The 21,626-nt window shown below is 65.7% G+C and carries 18 protein-coding genes; all 18 read left to right on the top strand.

Annotated features, from left to right (window positions below):
- The first annotated feature begins 17 nt into the window (after positions 1 to 17).
- Complete coding sequence (locus tag EWH10_RS16420) at positions 18 to 2,339, top strand: TonB-dependent receptor (RefSeq protein WP_165363377.1); 2,322 nt, start codon at positions 18 to 20, stop codon at positions 2,337 to 2,339.
- Positions 2,336 to 4,021, top strand: coding sequence for an alpha,alpha-trehalase TreF (gene treF / locus EWH10_RS16415; RefSeq protein ID WP_065846618.1), 1,686 nt, complete (start codon positions 2,336 to 2,338; stop codon positions 4,019 to 4,021). The genes EWH10_RS16420 and treF overlap by 4 nt, the downstream gene beginning before the upstream one ends.
- Positions 4,018 to 5,331 carry an acetyl-CoA hydrolase/transferase family protein gene (locus EWH10_RS16410; protein WP_065846620.1) on the top strand — a complete coding sequence of 438 codons (1,314 nt, stop codon included), beginning with the start codon at positions 4,018 to 4,020 and terminating at the stop codon, positions 5,329 to 5,331. Before treF ends, EWH10_RS16410 begins: the two co-directional genes overlap by 4 nt.
- A 12-nt stretch (positions 5,332 to 5,343) precedes the next feature.
- A complete protein-coding gene (locus EWH10_RS16405) occupies positions 5,344 to 6,597 on the top strand; it encodes an MFS transporter (protein WP_065846622.1) in 1,254 nt (417 codons plus the stop codon).
- 6 nt (positions 6,598 to 6,603) lie between these two features.
- A complete protein-coding gene (locus EWH10_RS16400) occupies positions 6,604 to 7,644 on the top strand; it encodes an alpha/beta hydrolase (protein WP_065846624.1) in 1,041 nt (346 codons plus the stop codon).
- Between the two features lie 2 nt (positions 7,645 to 7,646).
- Positions 7,647 to 9,236, top strand: a complete 1,590-nt coding sequence (locus tag EWH10_RS16395; RefSeq protein ID WP_025551273.1) for an AMP-binding protein — start codon at positions 7,647 to 7,649, stop codon at positions 9,234 to 9,236.
- Between the two features lie 202 nt (positions 9,237 to 9,438).
- A complete protein-coding gene (locus tag EWH10_RS16390; RefSeq protein WP_065846626.1) occupies positions 9,439 to 10,623 on the top strand; it encodes a lipid-transfer protein in 1,185 nt (394 codons plus the stop codon).
- Between the two features lie 36 nt (positions 10,624 to 10,659).
- A complete protein-coding gene (locus EWH10_RS16385) occupies positions 10,660 to 11,487 on the top strand; it encodes an SDR family NAD(P)-dependent oxidoreductase (RefSeq protein ID WP_065846628.1) in 828 nt (275 codons plus the stop codon).
- A 337-nt stretch (positions 11,488 to 11,824) separates the two neighbouring features.
- Complete coding sequence (locus tag EWH10_RS16380; RefSeq protein WP_065846646.1) at positions 11,825 to 12,487, top strand: OmpW/AlkL family protein; 663 nt, start codon at positions 11,825 to 11,827, stop codon at positions 12,485 to 12,487.
- A gap of 247 nt (positions 12,488 to 12,734) precedes the next feature.
- Positions 12,735 to 13,502 (top strand): Crp/Fnr family transcriptional regulator, encoded by a 768-nt coding sequence (locus EWH10_RS16375; RefSeq protein ID WP_065846630.1) that lies wholly within the window; start codon positions 12,735 to 12,737, stop codon positions 13,500 to 13,502.
- Positions 13,503 to 13,785: 283 nt separating this feature from the next.
- Positions 13,786 to 15,444 (top strand): cytochrome-c oxidase, cbb3-type subunit I, encoded by a 1,659-nt coding sequence (gene ccoN / locus EWH10_RS16370; RefSeq protein WP_044660962.1) that lies wholly within the window; start codon positions 13,786 to 13,788, stop codon positions 15,442 to 15,444.
- Between the two features lie 93 nt (positions 15,445 to 15,537).
- Positions 15,538 to 16,284, top strand: a complete 747-nt coding sequence (gene ccoO, locus EWH10_RS16365; protein ID WP_044660961.1) for a cytochrome-c oxidase, cbb3-type subunit II — start codon at positions 15,538 to 15,540, stop codon at positions 16,282 to 16,284.
- Positions 16,281 to 16,448 carry a cbb3-type cytochrome c oxidase subunit 3 gene (locus tag EWH10_RS16360; RefSeq protein ID WP_130030079.1) on the top strand — a complete coding sequence of 56 codons (168 nt, stop codon included), beginning with the start codon at positions 16,281 to 16,283 and terminating at the stop codon, positions 16,446 to 16,448. The genes ccoO and EWH10_RS16360 overlap by 4 nt, the downstream gene beginning before the upstream one ends.
- The gene (ccoP, locus tag EWH10_RS16355) at positions 16,441 to 17,346 is read left to right on the top strand and encodes a cytochrome-c oxidase, cbb3-type subunit III (protein ID WP_130030078.1); all 906 of its coding nucleotides are present in this window, start codon (positions 16,441 to 16,443) and stop codon (positions 17,344 to 17,346) included. Before EWH10_RS16360 ends, ccoP begins: the two co-directional genes overlap by 8 nt.
- A 3-nt stretch (positions 17,347 to 17,349) precedes the next feature.
- On the top strand, positions 17,350 to 18,780 hold the full coding sequence (gene ccoG, locus EWH10_RS16350) for a cytochrome c oxidase accessory protein CcoG (RefSeq protein ID WP_065846633.1): 1,431 nt from the start codon (positions 17,350 to 17,352) through the stop codon (positions 18,778 to 18,780).
- Positions 18,781 to 18,783: 3 nt separating this feature from the next.
- On the top strand, positions 18,784 to 19,260 hold the full coding sequence (locus EWH10_RS16345; RefSeq protein WP_065846635.1) for a FixH family protein: 477 nt from the start codon (positions 18,784 to 18,786) through the stop codon (positions 19,258 to 19,260).
- Complete coding sequence (locus EWH10_RS16340; protein ID WP_130030077.1) at positions 19,260 to 21,392, top strand: cation-translocating P-type ATPase; 2,133 nt, start codon at positions 19,260 to 19,262, stop codon at positions 21,390 to 21,392. The genes EWH10_RS16345 and EWH10_RS16340 overlap by 1 nt, the downstream gene beginning before the upstream one ends.
- Positions 21,389 to 21,529: a cbb3-type cytochrome oxidase assembly protein CcoS gene (gene ccoS, locus EWH10_RS16335; RefSeq protein WP_065847767.1), complete on the top strand. Its 141-nt coding sequence runs from the start codon at positions 21,389 to 21,391 to the stop codon at positions 21,527 to 21,529. Before EWH10_RS16340 ends, ccoS begins: the two co-directional genes overlap by 4 nt.
- The last annotated feature ends 97 nt before the right edge of the window (positions 21,530 to 21,626 follow it).

The raw sequence follows: 21,626 nt of genomic DNA, 5'->3' as shown, positions 1-21,626 counted from the left end.
ATGAAATTTTTGGGAGGGTGAGCGTGAAGGGTTGGATGTTGATACTGGCGAGCACTTCGGCGATCGCGCTTATATCGCCTGCTCACGCGCAGCAGCTTGCCGGCCTTGCCGATAGTGAAACGGCAGCGGCTTCCGGCGCGGGCGCGACTCAGGCGAGGAGCCAGTCCGTTGATGAGGCGAGCGGGGGCGGCGAGACGACGTTCGGCGACATCGTAGTCACCGCGCGGCGTAGAAGTGAGCGTCTTCAGGATGTTCCCCTTTCCGTAACCGCCTTCTCGCCCGAGGCGCTGAGCGAGAGCCGCATTGTCGGGCGGACCGACCTTGCCAACTACACGCCATCTCTTATCACGATCACCGGCGGCTATCCGAGCGAGTTTGCCTTCTTCGCCTTGCGCGGGCAGGGGCCGGCCTTTGGCTCCGTTCCCGGCGTGATCAACTATTTCGCGGAAGTTCCGGCACTGGTCGGCATCGACGGCCGCGTCGGTTCCTATTTCGATTTGGCGAATGTGCAGGTTCTGTCCGGCCCTCAGGGCACCTTGTTCGGCAAGAACGCGACCGGCGGCAACATCCTCTTCGAACCCCAGCGGCCGACCGACCGGCAGGAAGGCTATCTCCAACTGGAGGTCGGCAATCTGCAGGATGTGCGGGCAGAATTTGCCGTCAACCTGCCGATCGTAAGCGACAAAATACTGTTCCGTATCGCTGGCGAAGAAGGCCGGAGAGACGGTTATACCAGGGATGTCGGCCCTTATTTTCCGGGCAAGAAATATGACAATCTGGACTATCAAAGTGTCCGGGCCAGCCTGATCGTCCGCCCGACGGACAATGTGGAACTCTATACCGTCGCGCGCTACTATCATTCCAGGACCAATGGTCCGGGCACCGTCCTCACGCAGTTCAACCCGGCCCTCGGCGTTCCCGCCGCGCCAGCGCTCCTCCTCTTCCCCGGCCTCGCCACTGCGGTGGCTGATCAGCAGGACCGTGGGCCGCGACAGGTTTCCTACGATCTCGACCAGTTTTCCTCCACCTCCTACTGGCAGGTCCTCAATCAGGCGCGCGTCGATCTGACGGACGAACTGACGCTCAAGAACATCGTCAGCTATTCCGAAATGACCTATCGCTACGCCTATGATTACGATGCGAGCCCCTTTCCGATCGGCGGCCAGACCAGCCGGACGGGCAATCCCACGCAGGCGCCCACCTATCTGACCGAAGAATTGCAGTTGCAGGGCAAGCTCTGGAACGACGCGCTCAATTTCAGCGTGGGCGGCTATTATGATCGCTTCGGCCATCACAAGGATCAGGGCGGGCTCTTCACGCAATATCCGCTCAGCCTGCTGATCGGCCAGATACCCGCCGTCATCAATACGACGGCAAGAAGCTATGCGGTCTTCGGCCAGGCCACGATCGACCTTGGCAAGGCAGGCGTGATCCCCGGCCTCAGCCTGACCGGCGGCCTGCGCCACACCTGGGACGAAACGGCGAACTTCACCCAGATTTCCGTACTCCCGGCGACGGGCGGGACGGCGAAGTTCGACTATACGAGCTACAATCTCAGCGCCGACTATGTGATCTCGCCCGGCGTGCACGTCTATGCCACCAGCCGGAACGCGTACAAGGCAGGCGGCGTCAACGGCCCGGTGCCGGAAGGTTCCTCCTTCCGCACCTTCCCGCCCGAAAAGCTGCAAGACGTGGAAATCGGCCTGAAGAGCCAGATGAGGATCGCAGGCGTCCCGACCCGCTTCAATGTCGCGGCCTATCGGGGGAACTACAGGAATATCCAGCGCACCACGACCGAACTGATCGAGGGAGCGCTGATCAACGTCACGCGCAGCGCGGCGAAGGGGCGCATCCAGGGCGTCGAGGTCACGGCCGCTGTCGAGCCGGTGCGCGGCCTGACGCTCAACGGCAGCTATTCCTATATCGACGCCAAATATACCAGGGTCGCCGATGCGTCGGCCGGCGCGATCCTGACGGGATCGGCTTTCCCCTATACGCCCAGGCACAAGGTGACGCTCGGTGGCAGCTACCAGGCCGATCTGGGCTCGGTCGGGACGCTGGCCCTGTCGGCCAACTGGGCCTATCAAAGCAAATTCTCGACCGCGCAGAACAACCTTGCCCAGGTGCGCAATCTGCCGGGTTACGACACGCTGGCGCTGCGGGCCGGGGTCAACGGCATCGGCGGGTCGAACCTGGACCTCAACCTGTTCATGGCCAATGCGACCGACAACAGCTTCGCGACGGGGTTGCAGGATCTGTATAATGTCGGCGGCGGCACGGTCACCTACACCTATAACGAACCCCGCACCTATGGCGCGCAATTGCGGTTCCACTGGTGACGACCTTGCGTTCGGCGCCGACCTTCATCGATTATTTTCCGGAGCCTGTACAATCCGGAACGGCTTGCGGCCTGGAACATGGCCGCAAGCCGCCCAGCGGCAAGGCGGGATATGTGGCGACGCCCGCCGACCTTTACGGGGCTATGCTGGCGCAGGTGCAGCTCAATCAGCTGTTTGAGGACGGCAAGACCTTCGTCGATGCCGTGCCCCGGAGGAGCACCGACGATATTCTGAGAGCCTTCGAGGCCCTGCCGCACGACAGCCAGTGCCTTCGCGACTTCGTCATCGCCCATTTCGACCTGCCCGATCCCGCCGGTGTGCACCCGGCGCACGGTGAACCGGACCTGCGCCATTACATCCGTTCGATCTGGCCTGAACTGCACCGGGATGGCGCGCATCCGCCTGAGAACGGCTCGCTTCTTCCCGTGAACGGGCCCTATGTCGTTCCGGGCGGCCGCTTCGTCGAACTTTACTATTGGGACAGTTATTTCAGCATCCTTGGCCTGCTGCGCGACGGGTTCGAACATGTCGCGCAGGGGATCGTCACAGCCCTTGCCGATCTGCTGAAACGCTATGGGCGGATTCCCAACGGCACGCGCAGCTATTATCTCAGCCGATCGCAGCCGCCGCTCTATTTCGCCATGCTGGACCTGGTGCCGGACGCCAGACCGGCGGTGATGCGTCAGCGGCTCGACGCCCTTCTGATCGAACATGGCTTCTGGATGGACGGCGCGGCGGCGCTGGGACCGGGCGAGTGCGCGAAGCGCGTCGTGCGGATGCCCGACGGCGCGCTGCTGAACCGCTATTGGGACGATCGCGACACGCCGCGGGACGAATCCTATCTGGAAGATGTCGCGACCGCCAACGCGACGATGCGACCGCCGGAAGATGTCTTCCGCGCCCTGCGCGCCGGGGCCGAGAGCGGCTGGGACTTTTCGTCGCGGTGGTTCACGCCGGGCGGCGCGCTGGACAGCATTCGCACCCACCACATCGTCGCCGTCGACCTGAACGCCTTTCTTTACGGGATGGAGAGCGCCATCGTCCGCCTTGCCGACGAGCTGTGCGAAGACAGGATCGCGCGGCAGTTTGACGGGGCGAGGAAGCGCCGGCGCGCCGCGATCCACCGCTGGCTGTGGTGCGAGGCTGGCTATTTCAGCGACTTCGACCTGGAGAGCGGGCAACTTTGCGGGCAGCTGACGGCGGCGACCCATGCCCCGCTATTTACCGGCGTAGCGACCCAGGCCCAGGCGGCCGCCGTGGCAAGGCTGACGTCCGACCACCTGATCGCCCCCGGCGGGCTACGCACGACGCTGATCGAAACGGGCGAGCAATGGGATGCGCCCAATGGCTGGGCGCCGCTGCAATGGATCGCCTTCATGGGCCTGCGCCGATATGGCCATCGCCGCCTTGCCGACATCATCGCGGCGCGATGGGTCGAGACCGTGGATTCGGTGTTCCAGCGCACAGGCTGGATTCACGAGAAATATGATGTCGAGCGGGGTATCGGCGGCGGAGGCGGAGAATATACGCCGCAACTGGGCTTCGGCTGGACGAACGGCGTGACGGCGGCGTTCATGGACTTGCTGAGGATCCATTCATCAGGCCGGGAAGGCCGGGGTCCGGTAACGGTGCATGGCGTGCCCGACCGCTTTGCGGCCATGCCGGAAGGACCGATCGAATGACGCGCGATACCGATGCCTATCGCAGCAAGCTGATGTCCCCTGAGCAGGCCGCAGCCTCCATCCCCCATGGCGCGCGCATCTGCATGGGGCTGGGCGTGGCACAGCCGCCGGCCATATTGCAGGCTCTGGCGAGGCGGGCGGAAATCGGCGACATCGAAGGCGCCAGCCTCTATTATCTGCTCTCCACCGCCATTGCCGGGACGAGTGTGCTGCGGCGTGGGCTGGGCGAGCGGCTCCGCCCCATGTCCCTTTTTCACAGCGCGGTGGAACGTGCCCTCGACAAGGAAGCATCGGCGCTGGGCGGCAGGCCGGTCGACCTCATCCCGGTCGCCTTCAGCCGGGTTCCGCAGATGCTGCGCGACGACATAGGGGTGGATACGCTCGTCACGCAGGTGGCGCCCCCGGATGAGGATGGCAATTTCAGCCTCGGCACCAATGTCGATTATGCACATGCTGCCGCGCGGTGCTGCACGCGGGTGATCGTGGAGGTCAATCGCCACATGCCCCGGACCGGCGGCGCGAGCGTCGTCCCCTTATCGGCGGTGACGGCGATCGTCGAGCACGACCAGCCCCTGCCCGAGATCATGCCAGTGTCGCGGCGGCCGGAGGACGATGCGATCGGGGCGATCATCGCCGGCCTCGTCGATGACGGCGCCTGCCTGCAGATGGGGATCGGCGCCGTGCCCGAAGCGGTGTGCGCCGCCCTGAAGGGGCATCGCCATTTGGGCATCCACACCGAACTCCTGACCCCGGGGCTCGCCGGGTTGATGGCATCGGGGGTGGTCGACAACAGCCGCAAGGCCGTTCATCCGGGCAAGACGATCTTCACCTTCGCCATGGGCGATCGCCGCTTTTACGAATTCCTCGACGGCAATCCTGATCTGGAGGGGCATCCGGTCGATCATGTCAACGACGCCGCGATTATCGCGCGCAATCCCAGGGCGGTTTCGGTCAACGCGACCCTGGAAGTCGATTTGCAGGGCGCCTGCAATTCGGAGGTGGTGAATGGCCGTCAATATAGCGCGGCAGGCGGGCAACTGGACTTCGTGCGCGGCGCGGGCGCTTCGCCGGGGGGCAAATCCATCATCGCGTGCCATGCCACCGCGGTGGGCGGCACCGTCTCGCGCATCGTGCCGCGCCTCAATGGGCCGGTCACGACGCCGCGCAACGACGTGCACATCATCGTCACCGAGTTCGGCTGGGCGGATCTGCGCGGCAAGTCTCTGGCCGAGCGCGGAAAGGCGCTGATCGGCATCGCCCACCCCCGCTTCCGGGACGAACTGGCGGCCCAACTGGACCGGCGGATGTAAAGGAGGCGGCCGATGATTGAACAGCCCATCCTGTCAGGCGCGGACGCCATGCCCGCGGCCCCGCCCCTATCCGATGGCAAGCGCCTGTCGCTGGAGGTGTCGGGCCTCTATCTGGCGCTCTACCTTCATTTCGGCTTCTTCGCCTTCCTGCCGCTCTGGCTCGCGAAAATGGGCGCGCCGGCCGGGGAGATCGGGATATTGATGGCGATCCCGCTGGTCCTGCGGCTCGTGACCGTCGCGCCCTTTTCCGCCTGGGCCGGCCAGAGCGGGCGGGTGCGGGATTCGATCCTCGTCACGGCGCTCAGTTCAGCCGCGCTGGTCGCGTTGCTGATCCTGGAGCCCGGTCATATCGGCCGGATCGCCATCGTGCTGGCCTTCGCCATCGTCTGGGACCAGGTGCCGGTGCTGACCGACGCCTATGCGGTGATGGCGGCGCGGAGCCGGGGACTGGATTTCGGCCGCATGCGCGTCTGGGGTTCCATCGGCGCGGTCGTCTCCAGCGCGAGCGCAGGCTGGGCCTTCGACCTGCTCGGCATCGAAGCGCTGCCGCTGGTCGTGGCGGCGCTGCTGCTGCTGCCGGCGATGATGGCCGCCCTGGTTCCGTCCGACCGGCGGATGATACAGGCCAGCGCCGTGCGCGGCGGACGCTGGCGCGAGGTCATGGCCGACCGCGCGCTCATCCGCGCCATGGCCGCCTCCGCACTTGTCATGGCCAGCCATGGCGTGCTGACCAGCTTCGGCGCGATCCAATGGAGCGCGCGGGGCATCGGCACGGGCACGATCGGCCTGCTGCAGGCCTGCGCGGTCAGCGCCGAAATCCTGGCCTTCTGGTTCGGATCGAAGCTGCTGGGGCGGAGGGACCCGAGATGGATGATCTGGATCGCCGCCTGCTTCGCCGCGCTGCGCTGGATCATCATGGCCGGCAATCCGGGCGTCGCCCCGCTGTTCGTCGTCCAGCTTTTACAGGGGTTGACGGCGACAGGCGCTATCCTTGGCGCCATGCTGACCATCGCCAGATGGGTGCCGATGCAGTCGAGCGCGGCGGCGCAGGGCCTGAACGCGGTGCTGCTGGGCCTCGCGCTGTCGGTGACGACCGCCGGTTCGGGATGGCTGTGGCCGCATGGCGTCGCCTTCTCCTATCTTGCCATGGCGGTCCTGGCGGCGTTTGCCGGCGTGCTCGCCTGGCCTCTCTTTTCGCGGCGCGATCCGGGCGCCGCTCCTGCCGCTGAACCCGGCGGGATCACTGCGTCGCCGGAAAGGAGTTAGACACGCATGCTTTCGAAGCTTCGCTACCTGATCCACAAGGCCATGATGGCAGCCATGGTGGCGGCCGCGGCAAAAGCGTCGGCCACCGCGCAAACGGCGCCGACGGACCAGAAGAATATCGCCAAATGGTCGCTGCCCAACACCCTCAGCCCGGAAGGCCGCGCCATGGCGGCGGCCATCGCCGCCGCGCCGGTTCCGGACCCTGAGCCGCCGCTGAAAGCGCAGCGACAATTTGTCGACGATCTTCAGGCTGGCATGGGCCGGGAACTGGTCAAACGCTATGGCGTTCGCGTGGAGCAGTCGTCGATCGCCGGCGTGCCGGTGCGGATCGTCTATCCCAAGGGCGTGACGTCCCTGGGCAAGGCCCCGATATTGATGAATCTGCATGGCGGCGGCTTTCAGCTCGATTCCGGGTCGTTGACGGAAACGATCCCGATCGCCGCCCTTACCGGCATTCCCGTGGTGGCCGTGCTGTACCGGCTCGCGCCCGAACATCCCTATCCCGCTGCGCTGGACGACGCGCTCGCCGTCTATCAGGCGCTGGAAAAGGACCGTTCGGCTTCGCATATCGCCGTCTACGGCACTTCGGCGGGTGCGGCGCTGAGCGGGCAGCTGATCGCGCGCCTGACGCAGCTTGGCAAGCCGATGCCCGCGGCCATGGGCTATTTCTCGGGCAGCGCCGATCTCACCACCAGCGGGGATTCGGAATCCTGGATGCCGTTGCCGGGCGGCGCCAGGACCATGGCTGAGAGCGTATCGAGCTATGTCGGCAAGACCCCGCCGGCCGATCCCGTCCTGTCTCCGCTCAAGGGCGACATCTCCCGTTTTCCGCCAACGTTGCTGGTGACCAGCACCCGCGACATATTGCTCAGCCCCACATCGATCTTTGCCCGCGCCCTTCTGGAGCGGGGCGTCGATGCCCGCCTTGTCGTCTTCGACGGCCTGCCGCACGCTTTCTGGGCCTATATGGACATTCCCGAGACGCAGCAGGCGAACGCGCTGATGGCGGGGTTCCTGAAGGCCCGCCTGAACGCGGGAGCGCGCTGACCATGTATTCCGGCCTGTCCGATCAGCGGCGATGGACCTTTCCGTTCGTCATAGAGGAACAGGCGGCGGTGCTGGGCGACGCGCCGTTCGTCACCATGACGACGGGAGAGGGCATCACCTACCGGCAGTTGCGGGACGACGCGGCGCAGGTCGCCGGCATGCTGGCGGCGGCCGGGGCTCGGGCGGGAGACCGGATCGCGCTCATGCTGCCGAGCGGACTCGACTTCCTGCGCGCCTGGGCGGGTATAGGCCGGCTGGGGGCGACGGCGGTCATTCTGAACAGCGAACTGACGGGCGCGTTCCTGGCCCATCCGCTCGCGGACTCCGCCCCGTCCGTCCTGATCGTCGACGCGCAATATGTCTCCCGGCTCGACGGGCTGGATGCGGCGATGTCGAGCGTCCGGAAGATCTTCGTCGCGGGCGCCGACCAACGGCCCGCTGGGGACATGTTCGATCGATGGCGCTCCGCAACCGCCCTGAACGCTCCGCTTCCGGGCGCCGCCGACATTGCCTGCATCATGTACACTTCAGGTACGACCGGCGCTCCCAAGGGCGTTCTGATGCCCCATGCCCACTGCTTCCTCTTCGGCCTTGGCGTGGTGGAGAATCTGGGGGTTACGGCTGACGACCATTATTATGTCTGCCTTCCCCTCTCCCATGCGAACGGCTTGCTCATGCAGCTCGGCGCGACGCTGATCGCGGGCGCCACCGCTACCGTGCGGGAGCGGTTTTCCGCGAGTGGCTGGCTGTCGGACCTGCATCGTTCGGGTGCGACCGTGACCAACACGCTGGGCGCGATCAGCGCGTTCGTGATCGCACAGCCGCCGGGCGGGCGGGATCGAAACCACAAGCTTCGGGCGATCGCCTCCGCCCCCAATCATCCCGATCACGATAGGATATGGCGCGAACGCTTCGGCATTGCCGAAGTGCTGGGCGGATATGGCATGACGGAGATCAACATCCCGCTCTACGGCCGCCGGGGCGAAGCGCGGCCCGGAACCTGTGGCCGCCCCTATGAGCGCTTCGAGGTCCGGATCGCCGACCCGGCGACGGACATTCCGGTTGGGCCGGGCGAAGTGGGGGAAATATTGGTTCGCCCTTGCGTGCCCTACGGCTTCATGGCCGGTTATCTCGGCCTCCCCGACAGGACCGTGGAGGCGTGGCGGAACCTCTGGTTCCACACGGGCGACGCGGGGCGGATGGATGCCGACGGCTATGTCACCTTCGTCGACCGCATCAAGGATTGCATCCGCCGTCGGGGCGAAAATATCTCCGCCACCGACATCGAGCGCACGCTGGCGGAACTGCCCGGCGTCAAGGAGGTGGCCGCCTTTGCGGTTCCTTCCGACATTCCGGGCGGCGAGGATGAGATCATGTGCGCCGTCGTGCCGCATGCCGACGGCCAGATCGATCCCGCCGCGCTGGCTGCCCACGCCCGGGCGCGGATGCCGCGCTATGCGCAGCCCCGCTACATCGAATTCCTGACGGACCTGCCACGGACGGGCACCGAAAAGGTGAAGAAGGCGGATCTGCGCGAACGCGGCGTCACTGTGGCGACTTTGGATCTGCAGGCGCTTCTTCCCATGGGCTGACGCCCTTCGACCGATCACTGGAATATTCGGGTATGACTTTCGAACCTGCCATTGCAGAACGGCGCTTCGTCCTCGATCATATCGCAAGCCCTGGCGAGATCGGTTCTCCGCCGCGGCGAACGCGCCGGCGGCAGCGCTTTGCGAGATCGGTGCCGCCACGCTCGCGGCATAGCCCCCACGTCCGACATCGCAGGAGAATGACATGAGCAAGGCGCGCATTGCCGGCGTCGGCATGATTCCTTTCACCAAGCCGGGGCGAAGCGATGACTGGGACGTCATGGCCGAACAGGCAATCCGCCTGGCGCTGGCGGACGCCGGGATCGCTTACGGGCAGGTCCAGCAAGCCTATGCCGGATATGTCTATGCCGACTCCACCGCCGGCCAGTCCGCGCTCTATCGCGTCGGACTGACCGGCATACCCATCGTCAACGTCAACAATAATTGCTCCACCGGCTCGACCGCGCTGTATCTTGCACGCCAGATGGTGGAAGCGGGCGTGGCAGACTGCGTGCTGGCGGTCGGCTTCGAGCAGATGCTGCCGGGCGCGCTTGGCATGATATTCAATGACCGCAAGGGCACGCTGGAGATGGCGCTGACGCGCCAGGGCCAGTTGCAGGCGGCCGACGACAACGCCCCATTCGCCGCCCAGCAGTTCGGTGGCGCGGGGCTGGGCTATCAGGCGCGTTATGGCGCGAGCGACGAAGCCTTCGCCCGCATCAGCGTGAAGGCGAGACGGCATGCGGCCAATAATCCGCTGGCGCTGCTGCGGGAACCGATCAGCCTGGAAGAGGTCATGTCCTCCAAGCATCTTTATGGGCCGATAACCCGCTTTCAGGCGTGCCCGCCCACCTGCGGCGCTGCCGCCGCTATCCTGGTCTCGCCAGCCTTCGCCGCCCGGCACGGGCTGAGCGCTTCGGTGGAGATCGTCGCGCAGGCGCTGACCACCGATCTGCCCGGCACGTTCGAGGAGCGCGGCATGATGAGTGTGGTGGGCCATGACATGACGAGGGAGGCGGCCCGGCAGGTCTATGAGGCCGCGGGCGTTGGTCCGGACGATATTCAGGCCGTGGAACTGCACGATTGCTTCACGCCGAACGAGCTCATCTCCTACGAGGCGCTTGGCCTCACGCCGGAGGGAACGGCGGAGCAATATATTTGCGACGGGCTGAACAGCTATGGCGGCAAGCACGTCACAAATCCTTCGGGAGGCCTGTTGTCCAAGGGGCACCCGCTGGGCGCTACCGGCCTCGCCCAATGTTACGAGTTGACCCACCAATTGCGGGGAACGGCGGAGCAGCGGCAGGTCGACGGCATTCGCTTCGGCTTGCAGCATAATATCGGTCTGGGCGGCGCGTGCGTAGTGACGCTGTACGGCCGGGCGGACTGACGGGCCGCTCGGCGATCAATCATCGAAGGGACTTTCATGCGCAGACTGGATGGCAAGGTCGCGATCATCTCCGGCTCGGGTCGCGGCATCGGCCGTGAACTGGCGTTCAAGCTCGCGGGACAGGGCGCAAGCGTCGTCGTCAACGATCTCGACGAGGCGCCCGCCAATGAGGTTGTCACGCAGATCCGGGATGCGGGCGGGACAGCGACCGCCTGCGTTGGCGATGTCACGGCCGATGAGTTCGGCGAGCGCTTCGTCCGCACGGCTCTCGAGACGTTCGGCGGGCTCGACATCATCGTCAACAATGCCGGCTACACGCGCGACGGCGTCATCCAGAAGCAGACGGACGAGCAGTTCCAGGCAATGCTCGACGTGCACGTATCGGCCCCGTTTCGCATCCTGCGCGCAGCTGCGGAGCCTCTGCGAACGATGGCCCGAAAAGAAGCCGCCGAAGGCCGCGAGGTTATCCGCAAGGTCGTCAACATATCATCCATGGCCGGCACGCACGGCAATGCCGGACAGATCAACTACTCCGCGGCCAAATCCGCCCTGGTGGGCATGACCAAGACGCTGTCCAAGGAATGGGGGCGCCTGAAAGTCTGCGTGAATTGCGTGGCCTTCGGCATCATCGACACGCGGTTGACGCAGCCCATTTCGGGGTCGGAGGCATCCATCCCGATCGGGGGGCAGCCCCTGCACACCGGTATTCCTTCCGCGGTACGGGACGCCCTGCTGGACAGCGTGCCGTTGGGACGGGCAGGAACGGCGCGGGAGGCCGCGGACAGCATCTACCTGCTGTGCGTTCCCGAGAGTGATTACATCAGCGGGCAGGTCCTGGTCGTTTCAGGTGGTCTCAGCTTGTAGAAATGCCTCGCATTTGCCTGATCCGGAGACCGGAATCTGTTCGGTGACGGGAGGCATGGCTGCTGTCGGCCCACTGCAAATGCGTTGTCACCGGATGCATGTCTGGCGTTCGACGCCATGCCTGAAACCCTTGGCCGAAATGGCGGGCCGAGAGAGATCGGCCGACATGATCGACAGCACCGTCGTCCGGGCCATCACTGCGCCGTCGGCATAAGAAGGGACGCGAGCGACCGAGGCATTGAGGCAGGTCAAATTGCCGGTTGCGCAGGATCAATGCCGGGTCCGTTCGGGCGCGGCAGAAGGGCGGCACCGACAAACAGGGATGGAGATCAAGGACATGACCCTCAAGACGATCCTGCTGGGGGCGGCTGCCGGCTGCGCCGTTCTGGCCGCGCCGGCGCAGGCGGCGCAGGGCGATGTGCTGGTGCGGCTGCGCGGCATCATGGTCGCGCCCAACGAGAAGAGCGGGAGCGTGTTGCCCGCCTTTCCGGGCGAGAAAGTGAAGGTCGACAACAGCGTGATGCCGGAAGTGGACGTCACCTATATGGCGACCGACCATATCGGTTTCGAGCTGATCGCCGCGACCACCAAGCATAGCGCGAGCGGGCGGACCGGCACGACCGGGGGCATCGGCAGGCTTGCGTCGACCTGGGTGCTGCCGCCGACGCTGACCGCGCAATATCATTTCCTGCCCGAAGGAAAGATCCGGCCCTATGTCGGGGCGGGGGTGAATTATACGCTCTTTTATAATGAGAAGGCGTCGAACGCGCTGGAGGGCGCTGTGGGCGCGACCAAGGTGCATATGTCCGACAGCTTCGGCTGGGCGGGGCAGGTCGGCGTCGACATCGACCTTAACGAGCGGGTGTTCCTGAATCTGGACCTCAAATATATCGACATCGATACGACGGCGCGGCTGTCGACTGCTGCTGCCGGGGTGCAGAAGGTGAAGCTGGAGCTTGATCCCTTTGTCTTCGGCGTGGGTGTGGGAATGAGGTTCTGATGGGAAGGGGTGGCGGCTTTTGGCCGATTCAGGACCTTCCCCTCCCGTAAACGGGAGGGGTTAGGGGTGGGCGCGAGCGTAGCGAGCTTCCAGCTTAGCCGTTGAAAATTCACGCTGATGTCGCGCCAGCCCACCCCCTAGCCCCCTCCCGCCTGCGGGAGGGCGAATGTCCGCAATCCACCCACTTTCGCCTCTTAGGGACAATTACGGATAGGTTGCGGCGTGCGGTGGCGGCATGGGTCGGCGCATGGATATGCGATTTGATCTGGCGCAAAAGGCGCAGGACGATGGGGCCTTCGTCATGGCGGCGACGCCGCCGGCCAAGGGCTGCGGTGGGCAATATTGCGACCGGTGCGAGGTGCGCGATCAGGCGATCTGCGCCGATCTCGACGAAAAGCAGCGCGTGGCACTGAACCGGATCGGGCGGCGGGTGTCGCTGCAGGCCGGGCAGACCGTGATGTGGGAAGGCGACAGTTCGACGCTGGTCGCCAATGTGATCGAGGGGACGCTGAAGCTGTCCACCTCCACCGGCGACGGGCGCGAGCAGATCGTCGGCGTCGTCTATGCATCGGATTTCATCGGCCGCCCCTTCGGCGCGCGGACGCCGCACAGTGTCACGGCGCTGACCGATGCGCGGCTGTGCCTTTATCCGCGGGGGACGTTCGACGGCTTTGCGCGGGAACATCCGGCGTTGGAGCACCGGCTGTTGCAGCGGACGCTGGACGATCTGGATCGGACGCGGGCGTGGATGCTGCTGCTGGGGCGGAAGAATGCGCGGGAGAAGGTGGCGACCCTGCTGCTCGACATGCACCGGCGGTTGCGGGCGGACCGGGCCGGGGTGATCGAACTGCCCCTGTCGCGGCAGCAGATCGCGGACGTGCTGGGGCTGACCATAGAGACGGTGTCGCGGCAGATCGGCGATCTGAAGCGGATGGGCGTGATCGCGCTCGCCGGGCGGCGCGGGGTGCGGATCGTGGATGCCGGGCGGCTGGAGGGGATGGCCGAGGGGGAGTGAGGGGGCTGTTTTTGGCCAATTCAGGACCTTCCCCTCCCGTAAACGGGAGGTGTTAGGGGTGGGTGCGAGCGTAGCGAGCTTCCAGCTTAGCCGTTGAAAATTCACGCTGATGTCGCGCCAGCCCACCCCCTAGCCCCCTCCCGCCTGCGGGAGGGGGAATTGCCGCAATCCACCCGATACGGACATTCCCCTACATACCTGCGGTGCGGGCTTTGACAGAGGTCAATGCATAAGGGCGGCTCCCGGACGAAGGACGCCGCAAAGCCTTTGACGGGGAAATCCTATGGAGCAACTGGTTTGGAAGACGGGCGGCTGGTTCGCGCTCGCGACGCTGGCCTTTCTGGCGGCGCTGGCGGCGGCGGACTTCGGCTTTGCCGTGCATATGGGGATCGTGTGCGCGGCCGCGCTGGCCGTCGCCGTGCTGACGATGCGGCACGCCGATTATGAGGCGATCACCCGCGGGCTGCTGAAGATGCCCGCATCCCAGGGGAAATATGACGACGACCCGATCCGCTGGGGCGTGATCGCGACCGTCTTCTGGGGGCTGGCGGGCTTTCTCGCGGGGTTGTACATCGCGCTTCAACTGGCCTTTCCGGCGCTCAACCTGGGGATCGAATATACCAGTTTCGGGCGGCTGCGGCCGCTGCATACCTCCGCCGTCATCTTCGCCTTCGGGGGCAATGCGCTGATCGCCACCAGCTTCTACGTGGTGCAGCGGACATGCCGGGCGCGGCTGGCCTTTCCGGCGCTCGCCCGGTTCGTCTTCTGGGGCTATCAGCTTTTCATCGTGCTGGCGGCGACCGGCTATCTGCTGGGCATTACCGAGGGCAAGGAATATGCCGAGCCGGAATGGTATGTCGACCTGTGGCTGACCATCGTCTGGGTCGCCTATCTGGTCGTGTTCGGCGGCACCATCCTGCGCCGCAGCGAGCCGCATATCTATGTGGCGAACTGGTTTTACCTGAGCTTCATCCTGACGATCGCGATGCTGCATATCGTCAACAATCTTTCCATGCCGGTGAGCTGGCTCGGGTCCAAGAGCTACAGCGCCTTCGCGGGCGTGCAGGATGCGCTGACGCAATGGTGGTACGGGCATAATGCGGTCGGTTTCTTCCTGACCGCCGGTTTCCTGGCCATGATGTATTATTTCGTACCCAAGCAGGCGGAGCGGCCGGTCTATAGTTACAGGCTTTCCATCATTCACTTCTGGTCGCTGATCTTCCTCTATATCTGGGCGGGTCCGCACCATCTTCATTATACCGCGCTGCCCGACTGGGCGCAGACTTTGGGCATGGTCTTTTCGGTCATGTTGTGGATGCCGAGCTGGGGCGGGATGATCAACGGGCTGATGACGCTGAACGGGGCATGGGACCGCATCCGCACCGATCCGATCATCCGCATGATGGTGATGGCGCTGGCCTTTTACGGCATGTCGACCTTCGAAGGTCCGATGATGTCGGTGAAGGCGGTCAACAGTCTATCCCACTATACCGACTGGACCATCGGCCATGTGCATAGTGGTGCGCTGGGGTGGAATGGGCTGATCACTTTCGCCTGCCTCTATTATCTGACGCCACGACTATGGAAGCGGGAGCGGCTGTACAGTCTTCGGCTGGTGAACTGGCACTTCTGGCTGGCGACCGTCGGTATCGTCCTCTACGCGGCGTCGATGTGGGTCGCGGGCATCATGCAGGGGTTGATGTGGCGCGAATATGGCAGCGACGGTTATCTGGTCTACGCCTTCTCCGAAGTGGTGAGCGCCATGTTCCCCTTGTACCTGATCCGGGCGGCGGGAGGTCTTCTGTACCTGAGCGGCGCGATCGTCATGGCCTGGAACATCGGCAAGACCATCGCGGGCAGCCCGTTGCGTGTGGAAAAGCCGATGAACGATGCGGCCTATGATGTGGAGGCCGACCGGCCATTGGTGCCCGCGGCGACCTGAAACCCCTCTCCGTTCGGGCTGGGCCTTCAAGAAGAAGAAAAGCCCTTCGACAGGCTCAGGGCGAACGGAGGTTTTCCTTTGAGGAACCGGATAATGACTGCACCATCCAAGGGTAAATTCTTCGACCATGGCAGGCTGGAGCGGAATGTTTCGCTGCTGGGCATCGCTGCCCTGATTACAGTCGCCATCGGCGGCATTGTAGAGATCGCGCCGCTCTTCTGGATCGACAATACGATCGAGAAAGTGGAGGGCGTGCGGCCCTATACGCCGCTGGAGCTGGCGGGGCGGAACATCTACATCCGCGAGGGCTGCTATAATTGTCATAGCCAGATGATCCGTCCCTTCCGGGACGAGACGGAACGCTACGGCCATTACAGCCTGGCGGCAGAGAGCATGTACGATCATCCCTTCCAGTGGGGATCGAAGCGCACCGGGCCGGATCTGGCGCGGGTGGGCGGCCGCTATTCGGACGAGTGGCATGTCCAGCATCTGAAGGACCCCCGCGCCGTGGTGCCGGAATCGATCATGCCTGGCTATGCCTTCCTGGCGGAGCGGGAATTGAAGCTGCCCGACATGCGCAAGGACCTGACGGCGCTCAATGATGTCGGCGTTCCCTATACGAAGGACGACATCGACAGGGCGAATGACGACCTGAAGGCGCAGGCCGATCCGGATGCGGACAGCAGCGACCTTCTGAAACGCTATCCCAAGGCGCAGGCGCGCGATTTCGACGGCGATCCGGCCAAGCTGACGGAGATGGACGCGCTGGTCGCCTATCTCCAGATGCTGGGCACGCTGGTCGACGTGGAGAGCGCGAAACCGCAGGAGGTCGACAGATGAGCTACGACGCCTTGCGGCATTTTGCCGATAGCTGGGGGCTGGTGTTCATGGGGGTGCTCTATGTGGCCCTCATCGGCTGGCATTTCCTGCCCCATGGGCGGCAGCGCATCGCGGAGGCCGCGCTCGCCATTTTCGACGATCAGACGGAGGCCGGGCATGGCTGACGACAAGCGCATCGATCCCGCGACCGGGACGGAGATCAAGCATCATGAATGGGACGGCATCCAGGAACTGGATACGCCGCTGCCGCGCTGGTGGCTGTGGACCTTCTATGCGACGATCCTGTTCGCCATCGGTTATATGATCGCCTATCCGGCTATCCCGATGATCGACCGGGCGACCGGCGGCATGCTGGGCTGGTCTAGCCGGGGGGCGCTGGACAAGGAATTGGCGGCGCGGGAAAGGCAGATTGCGCCGATCCGCCGGGCGATTGCGGAGACGCCGGTCACGGCGCTGCCGGGGCGGCCGGAACTGATGCAGCAGGCGGTCGAGGGCGGGCGCGCGGCTTTCCGGGTGCATTGCGTCCAGTGCCATGGGTCGGGCGCGGCGGGGTCCAGGGGTTATCCCAACCTCAATGACGACGACTGGCTGTGGGGCGGCGATCTGGCAACGATCGAGAAGACGATCACCGCTGGCGTCCGCAATCCCGATCACGACGCCACGCGGCAGTCGCTGATGCCGGCCTTCGGCAAGGACCAGTTGCTGACGGCGGCGCAGGTGGACGATGTGGTGGCGCATGTCCGGGCGATCAGCGGGCAGGACAGGCCAAGCGCGGCTTCGCGGCGCGGGGACAAGGTCTTTGCCGATAATTGCGCGGTCTGCCATGGCCCGGCGGGCAAGGGCAACCGGGAATTGGGCGCGCCCAATCTGACCGATGCGATCTGGCTTTACGGGGGCGATGCGGGGACCATCCACGAGACCGTCTGGAACAGCCGCCATGGCGTGATGCCGCGCTGGGACGACAAGCTGGACAAGGCGACCATCCGGATGCTGGCGGCCTATGTGCACAGCCTGGGCGGGGGTGAGGCGGCCCCTCCCGCTGGTGCGGGGGCAGGTCGATAAGCCATGTTCATGTCCGGCTCCGCCTCGCTCTATGAGAAGCGCAAGGGCGTCTATCCCAAGGCGGTGGACGGCTTCTACCGCCGCCTGAAATGGGCGATCATGGCGGTGACGCTGACCATCTACTGGGGCACGCCCTGGCTGCGCTGGGACCGGGGGCCTTATGCGCCCGATCAGGCGGTGCTGGTCGATCTGGCCCATCGGCGCTTCTACATGTTCTCCATCGAGATTTGGCCGCAGGAATTTTATTATGTCGCGGGCCTGCTGATCATGGCGGGGATCGGGCTGTTCCTCGTCACGTCGGCGGTGGGGCGGGCCTGGTGCGGCTATGCTTGTCCGCAGACGGTGTGGACCGACCTCTACCAGCATGTCGAACGCTTCGTGGACGGCGACCGCAATGCGCAGTTGCGGCTCGCCAAGGCGCCATGGGGGGCGGCGAAGATTGCCCGGCGGCTTTTCAAATGGTCGGTCTGGCTGGGGATCGCCTTCGTCACCGGAGGCGCGTGGATATTCTATTTCGCGGACGCCCCGACGCTGCAACGGGAGTTCTGGAGCGGGACCGCCGCGTGGCAAGCCTATGCGACGACTTTCGTGCTGACCGCGACGACCTTCGTGCTGGGCGGGTTCATGCGGGAGCAGGTGTGCATCTACATGTGTCCCTGGCCGCGCATCCAGACCGCGATGCTGGACGAGAAGTCGCTGATCGTCACCTACAAGCATTGGCGCGGGGAGACGCGCGGGAGTCTGAAGAAGGCTCAGGCGCATCCGGGCGCGTTTGGCGACTGCGTGGATTGCAACCAGTGTGTCGCGGTCTGCCCGACCGGCATCGACATTCGCGAAGGGCCGCAGATCGGCTGCATTACCTGCGCGCTCTGCATCGACGCCTGCGACAAGGTGATGGCGCAGGTCGGGCGGCCGCGCGGGCTGATCGACTATTGCACGCAGGACGATGCGGAGGCGGAGCAGAAGGGCGCGGCGCCGCGACCGGTGCTGAAGACGCTGTTGCGGCCCCGCACCATCGCCTATTTCGCGGTCTGGGCGGGGATCGGCGCGGCCATGCTGTTCGCGCTGGGCGCGCGCGAGCGGCTGGAGATCAGCGCGCAGCAGGACCGCAACCCAATCTTCGTGCGCCTGTCTGACGGCGCGATCCGCAACGCCTATACGGTCAAGCTGCGCAATATGCAGGCGCGGCCCCGGCCGATGGAGGTGGGCCTCACCGGCCTGCCCGGCGGCCGGATGTGGACCGATGCGGGATTGCGTGAAACCGCCGCGACGACGGTGCGCACGACCGTGCCCGCCGACAGCGTGGCGAAGCTGCGCATCTTCCTGACGCTGCCGTCCCGCGGCCCGGCGCGGCAGGATTTCCGCTTCACCGTGCGCGCCATCGATCGCGAAGGCGGCAGCGCCAGCGAACCCGCCCGATTTGAAAGGCCCTGAAGCATGACCCCTGCTCCATCCCCCATCCGCCGCTTCACCGGCTGGCACATGACGGCGATATTGGCGGCGTTCTTCGCCGTGGTGATCGCGGTCAACATGCTGATGGCGACCGTTGCGGTGCGATCCTTCGGCGGTACGGTGGTCGAGAACAGCTATGTCGCCAGCCAGAAATTCAACGGCTGGCTGGCCGAGGCGCGGGCGCAGAAGCGGCTGGGATGGCGGGACGCGGTGACGCTGGATACGGCGCGGCATGTCGGCTTGGCCCTTACCGACGCCAGGGGCGCGCCAGTGGCGGGCGGCAAGGTGACGGCGGTGGCGCAGCATCCGCTGGGGCGGACGCCGGACCTGTCGCTGGTCTTTCGCGAGACCGCGCCGGGCGTCTATGCCAGCGACCGGGCCGTGCCGGAGGGGCGGTGGCAGATCCGCTTCGACCTGCGCCTGACCGGGCGCGAGGAGCATCTGTTGAGGGAGGTCGACTGATGGCCACGAAGGCGCTGATCCCCGATCCGGTGGCGGAAGAGACGGTCGAAAGCCTGTTCGCCGTCCCCGGCATCCATTGCGTCGGCTGCATCGCCAAGATCGAGGAGGGATTGCCGCGCCAGCCCGGCATCCTGTCGGCGCGGGTCAATATGGGGGCGAAGCGGGTCGCCATCCGGCACGATCCGGCGCTGACCCCGCCCGACCTGCGCGCCGCCATCGCCGCGCTGGGGTTCGAGGCGGAGCCGCTGGCCGATGCGGGGCTGGACGTGGCGGCGGCCGAAAGCCGGCGGCTGACGCGGGCGCTGGTGGTGGCGGGCTTCGCGGCGATGAACATCATGCTGCTGTCGGTGTCTGTCTGGTCCGGGGCGGCGGGGGCGACGCGGGAGATGTTCCACTGGCTCTCCGCCCTGATCGCCCTGCCGACGGTGGCCTATGCGGGCCAGCCCTTCTTCCGTTCGGCCTGGGCGGCGTTGCGGCAGGGGCGGACCAATATGGACGTGCCGATCAGCATCGGCGTGCTGCTGACGACCGGGATGAGTCTCTATGAGACCGTCACCAGTGGGGCGCATGCCTGGTTCGACGGGGCGGTGATGTTGCTGTTCTTCCTGCTGGCGGGGCGTTCGCTCGATAGCATGATGCGTGGGCGGGCGCGGGCGGGCGTGGCGGCGCTGCTGAAGCAGACCGCACCGGGCGCGCTGGTGCTGGAGGCGGACGGGAGCAGCCGGTGGACGCGGGCCGACGTGCTGCGCCCCGGCATGACGATATTGGCGGCGGCGGGCGAAAGGCTGGCCGCCGACGGGCGTGTGACGGAGGGGGAAAGCGGGCTCGACATCGCCTTCCTGACCGGGGAAAGCGCGCCGGTGCGGGTGCATCCCGGCGACGATGTGCAGGCGGGCGCGCTCAATATCGACGGGCCGATCCGGGTGGAGGTGACGGCGGCGGGGGCCGACACCGTTATTGCCGACATCGCCCGGCTGATGGAGGAGGCGGGGCAGGGCAAGTCGCGCTATGTGCGGCTGGCCGACCGGGCGGCGCGGCTCTATGCGCCCTGCGTCCATCTGCTGGCGGCGCTGTCCTTCGCGGGGTGGATGATCGCCGGGGCGGGGGTGCATCAGGCGTTGCTGATCGCGGTGGCGGTGTTGCTGATCACCTGTCCTTGCGCCTTGGGGCTGGCGGTGCCCGCGGCGCAGATCGTCGCCTGCGGCGCGTTGATGCGGCGGGGCGTGCTGGTCAAGGACGGGTCGGCGCTGGAACGGCTGGCGGAGGTCAGCGAAGCGGTGTTCGACAAGACCGGCACGCTGACGCTGGGCCGTCCGGTGCCGCAGGGCTTGCGCCGTCTGTGGCGCGACGACCGGTCGATCCTGCTGTCCCTGTCGCGGGCGTCTCGCCATCCGCTGAGCGTCGCCTTGCGGCAGGCGCTGGAGGCGCGGGGGGCGACGCCCGCCGCGCTCGACAATGTACGCGAAGTGGCGGGGGAGGGCGTGTTCGCGGACTATGAAGGCGTGGCCGTGTCGCTGGCGCGTCCGCGCAGCCTGATCAACCTGTTCGGGCTGGCGGCGGAATATCGGCGCGGGGATCAGGCCTTGCTGCTGGGCTTCACCGACGCGTTGCGGCCCGATGCGGCGGAAACGCTGGACGTGCTGCGCGGCATGGGGATGAAGATATTGATCGCCAGCGGCGACCGGCCCGAAGCGCTGGAGGAGATTGCCCGCGAAACCCGCACTACCGCCATCGGCCATCTGCGCCCCGCCGACAAGCTGGCGCTGATCGACCGGCTGAAGGCCAGGGGCGAGAAGGTGCTGATGATCGGGGACGGGCTGAACGACGGCCCGGCGCTGGCGGCGGGTCATGCCAGCATGGCGCCCGCCTCCGCCAGCGATGCGAGCCAGCTTACCGCCGACGCCGTATTCCTGGGCGACAGGCTGGCGCCAGTGGCGCTGACCGTGCATGCGGCGCGGCGGACGGTCGCGGTGGTGAAGCAGAATTTCGCGCTGGCGATCGGCTATAATGTGCTGGCGGTGCCGCTGGCCATAGCGGGGAAGGTGACGCCGCTGGTCGCGGCGGTGGCGATGTCGACATCCTCGCTGATCGTCATCGCCAATGCCCTGCGTCTGAAAGGAGTCGTGAAATGACCGGTCTCAGCCTGTTGATTCCGATTGCGCTTGGGCTGGGGCTGCTGGGGCTGGCGGCCTTTTTCTGGGCGCTGGGCAATGGCCAGTTCGAGGATACGGATGGAGCGGCTGTGCGCATCCTGATCGACGCGGATTGACGGCAGGCGGATTTTCGCCCTTTTGGGGTGGATACGGTGGATGATTTGACTGGATAATCGCAATTAATAAGGCAGATTGCCTTAATATGAGCTGTTT

The organism is Sphingobium fuliginis, from assembly GCF_004152845.1.
In the GTDB taxonomy this organism is placed as follows: domain Bacteria; phylum Pseudomonadota; class Alphaproteobacteria; order Sphingomonadales; family Sphingomonadaceae; genus Sphingobium; species Sphingobium fuliginis.
Note: the sequence above shows the minus strand (reverse complement) of the source record. Positions and strands in the feature narration are given on the sequence as shown.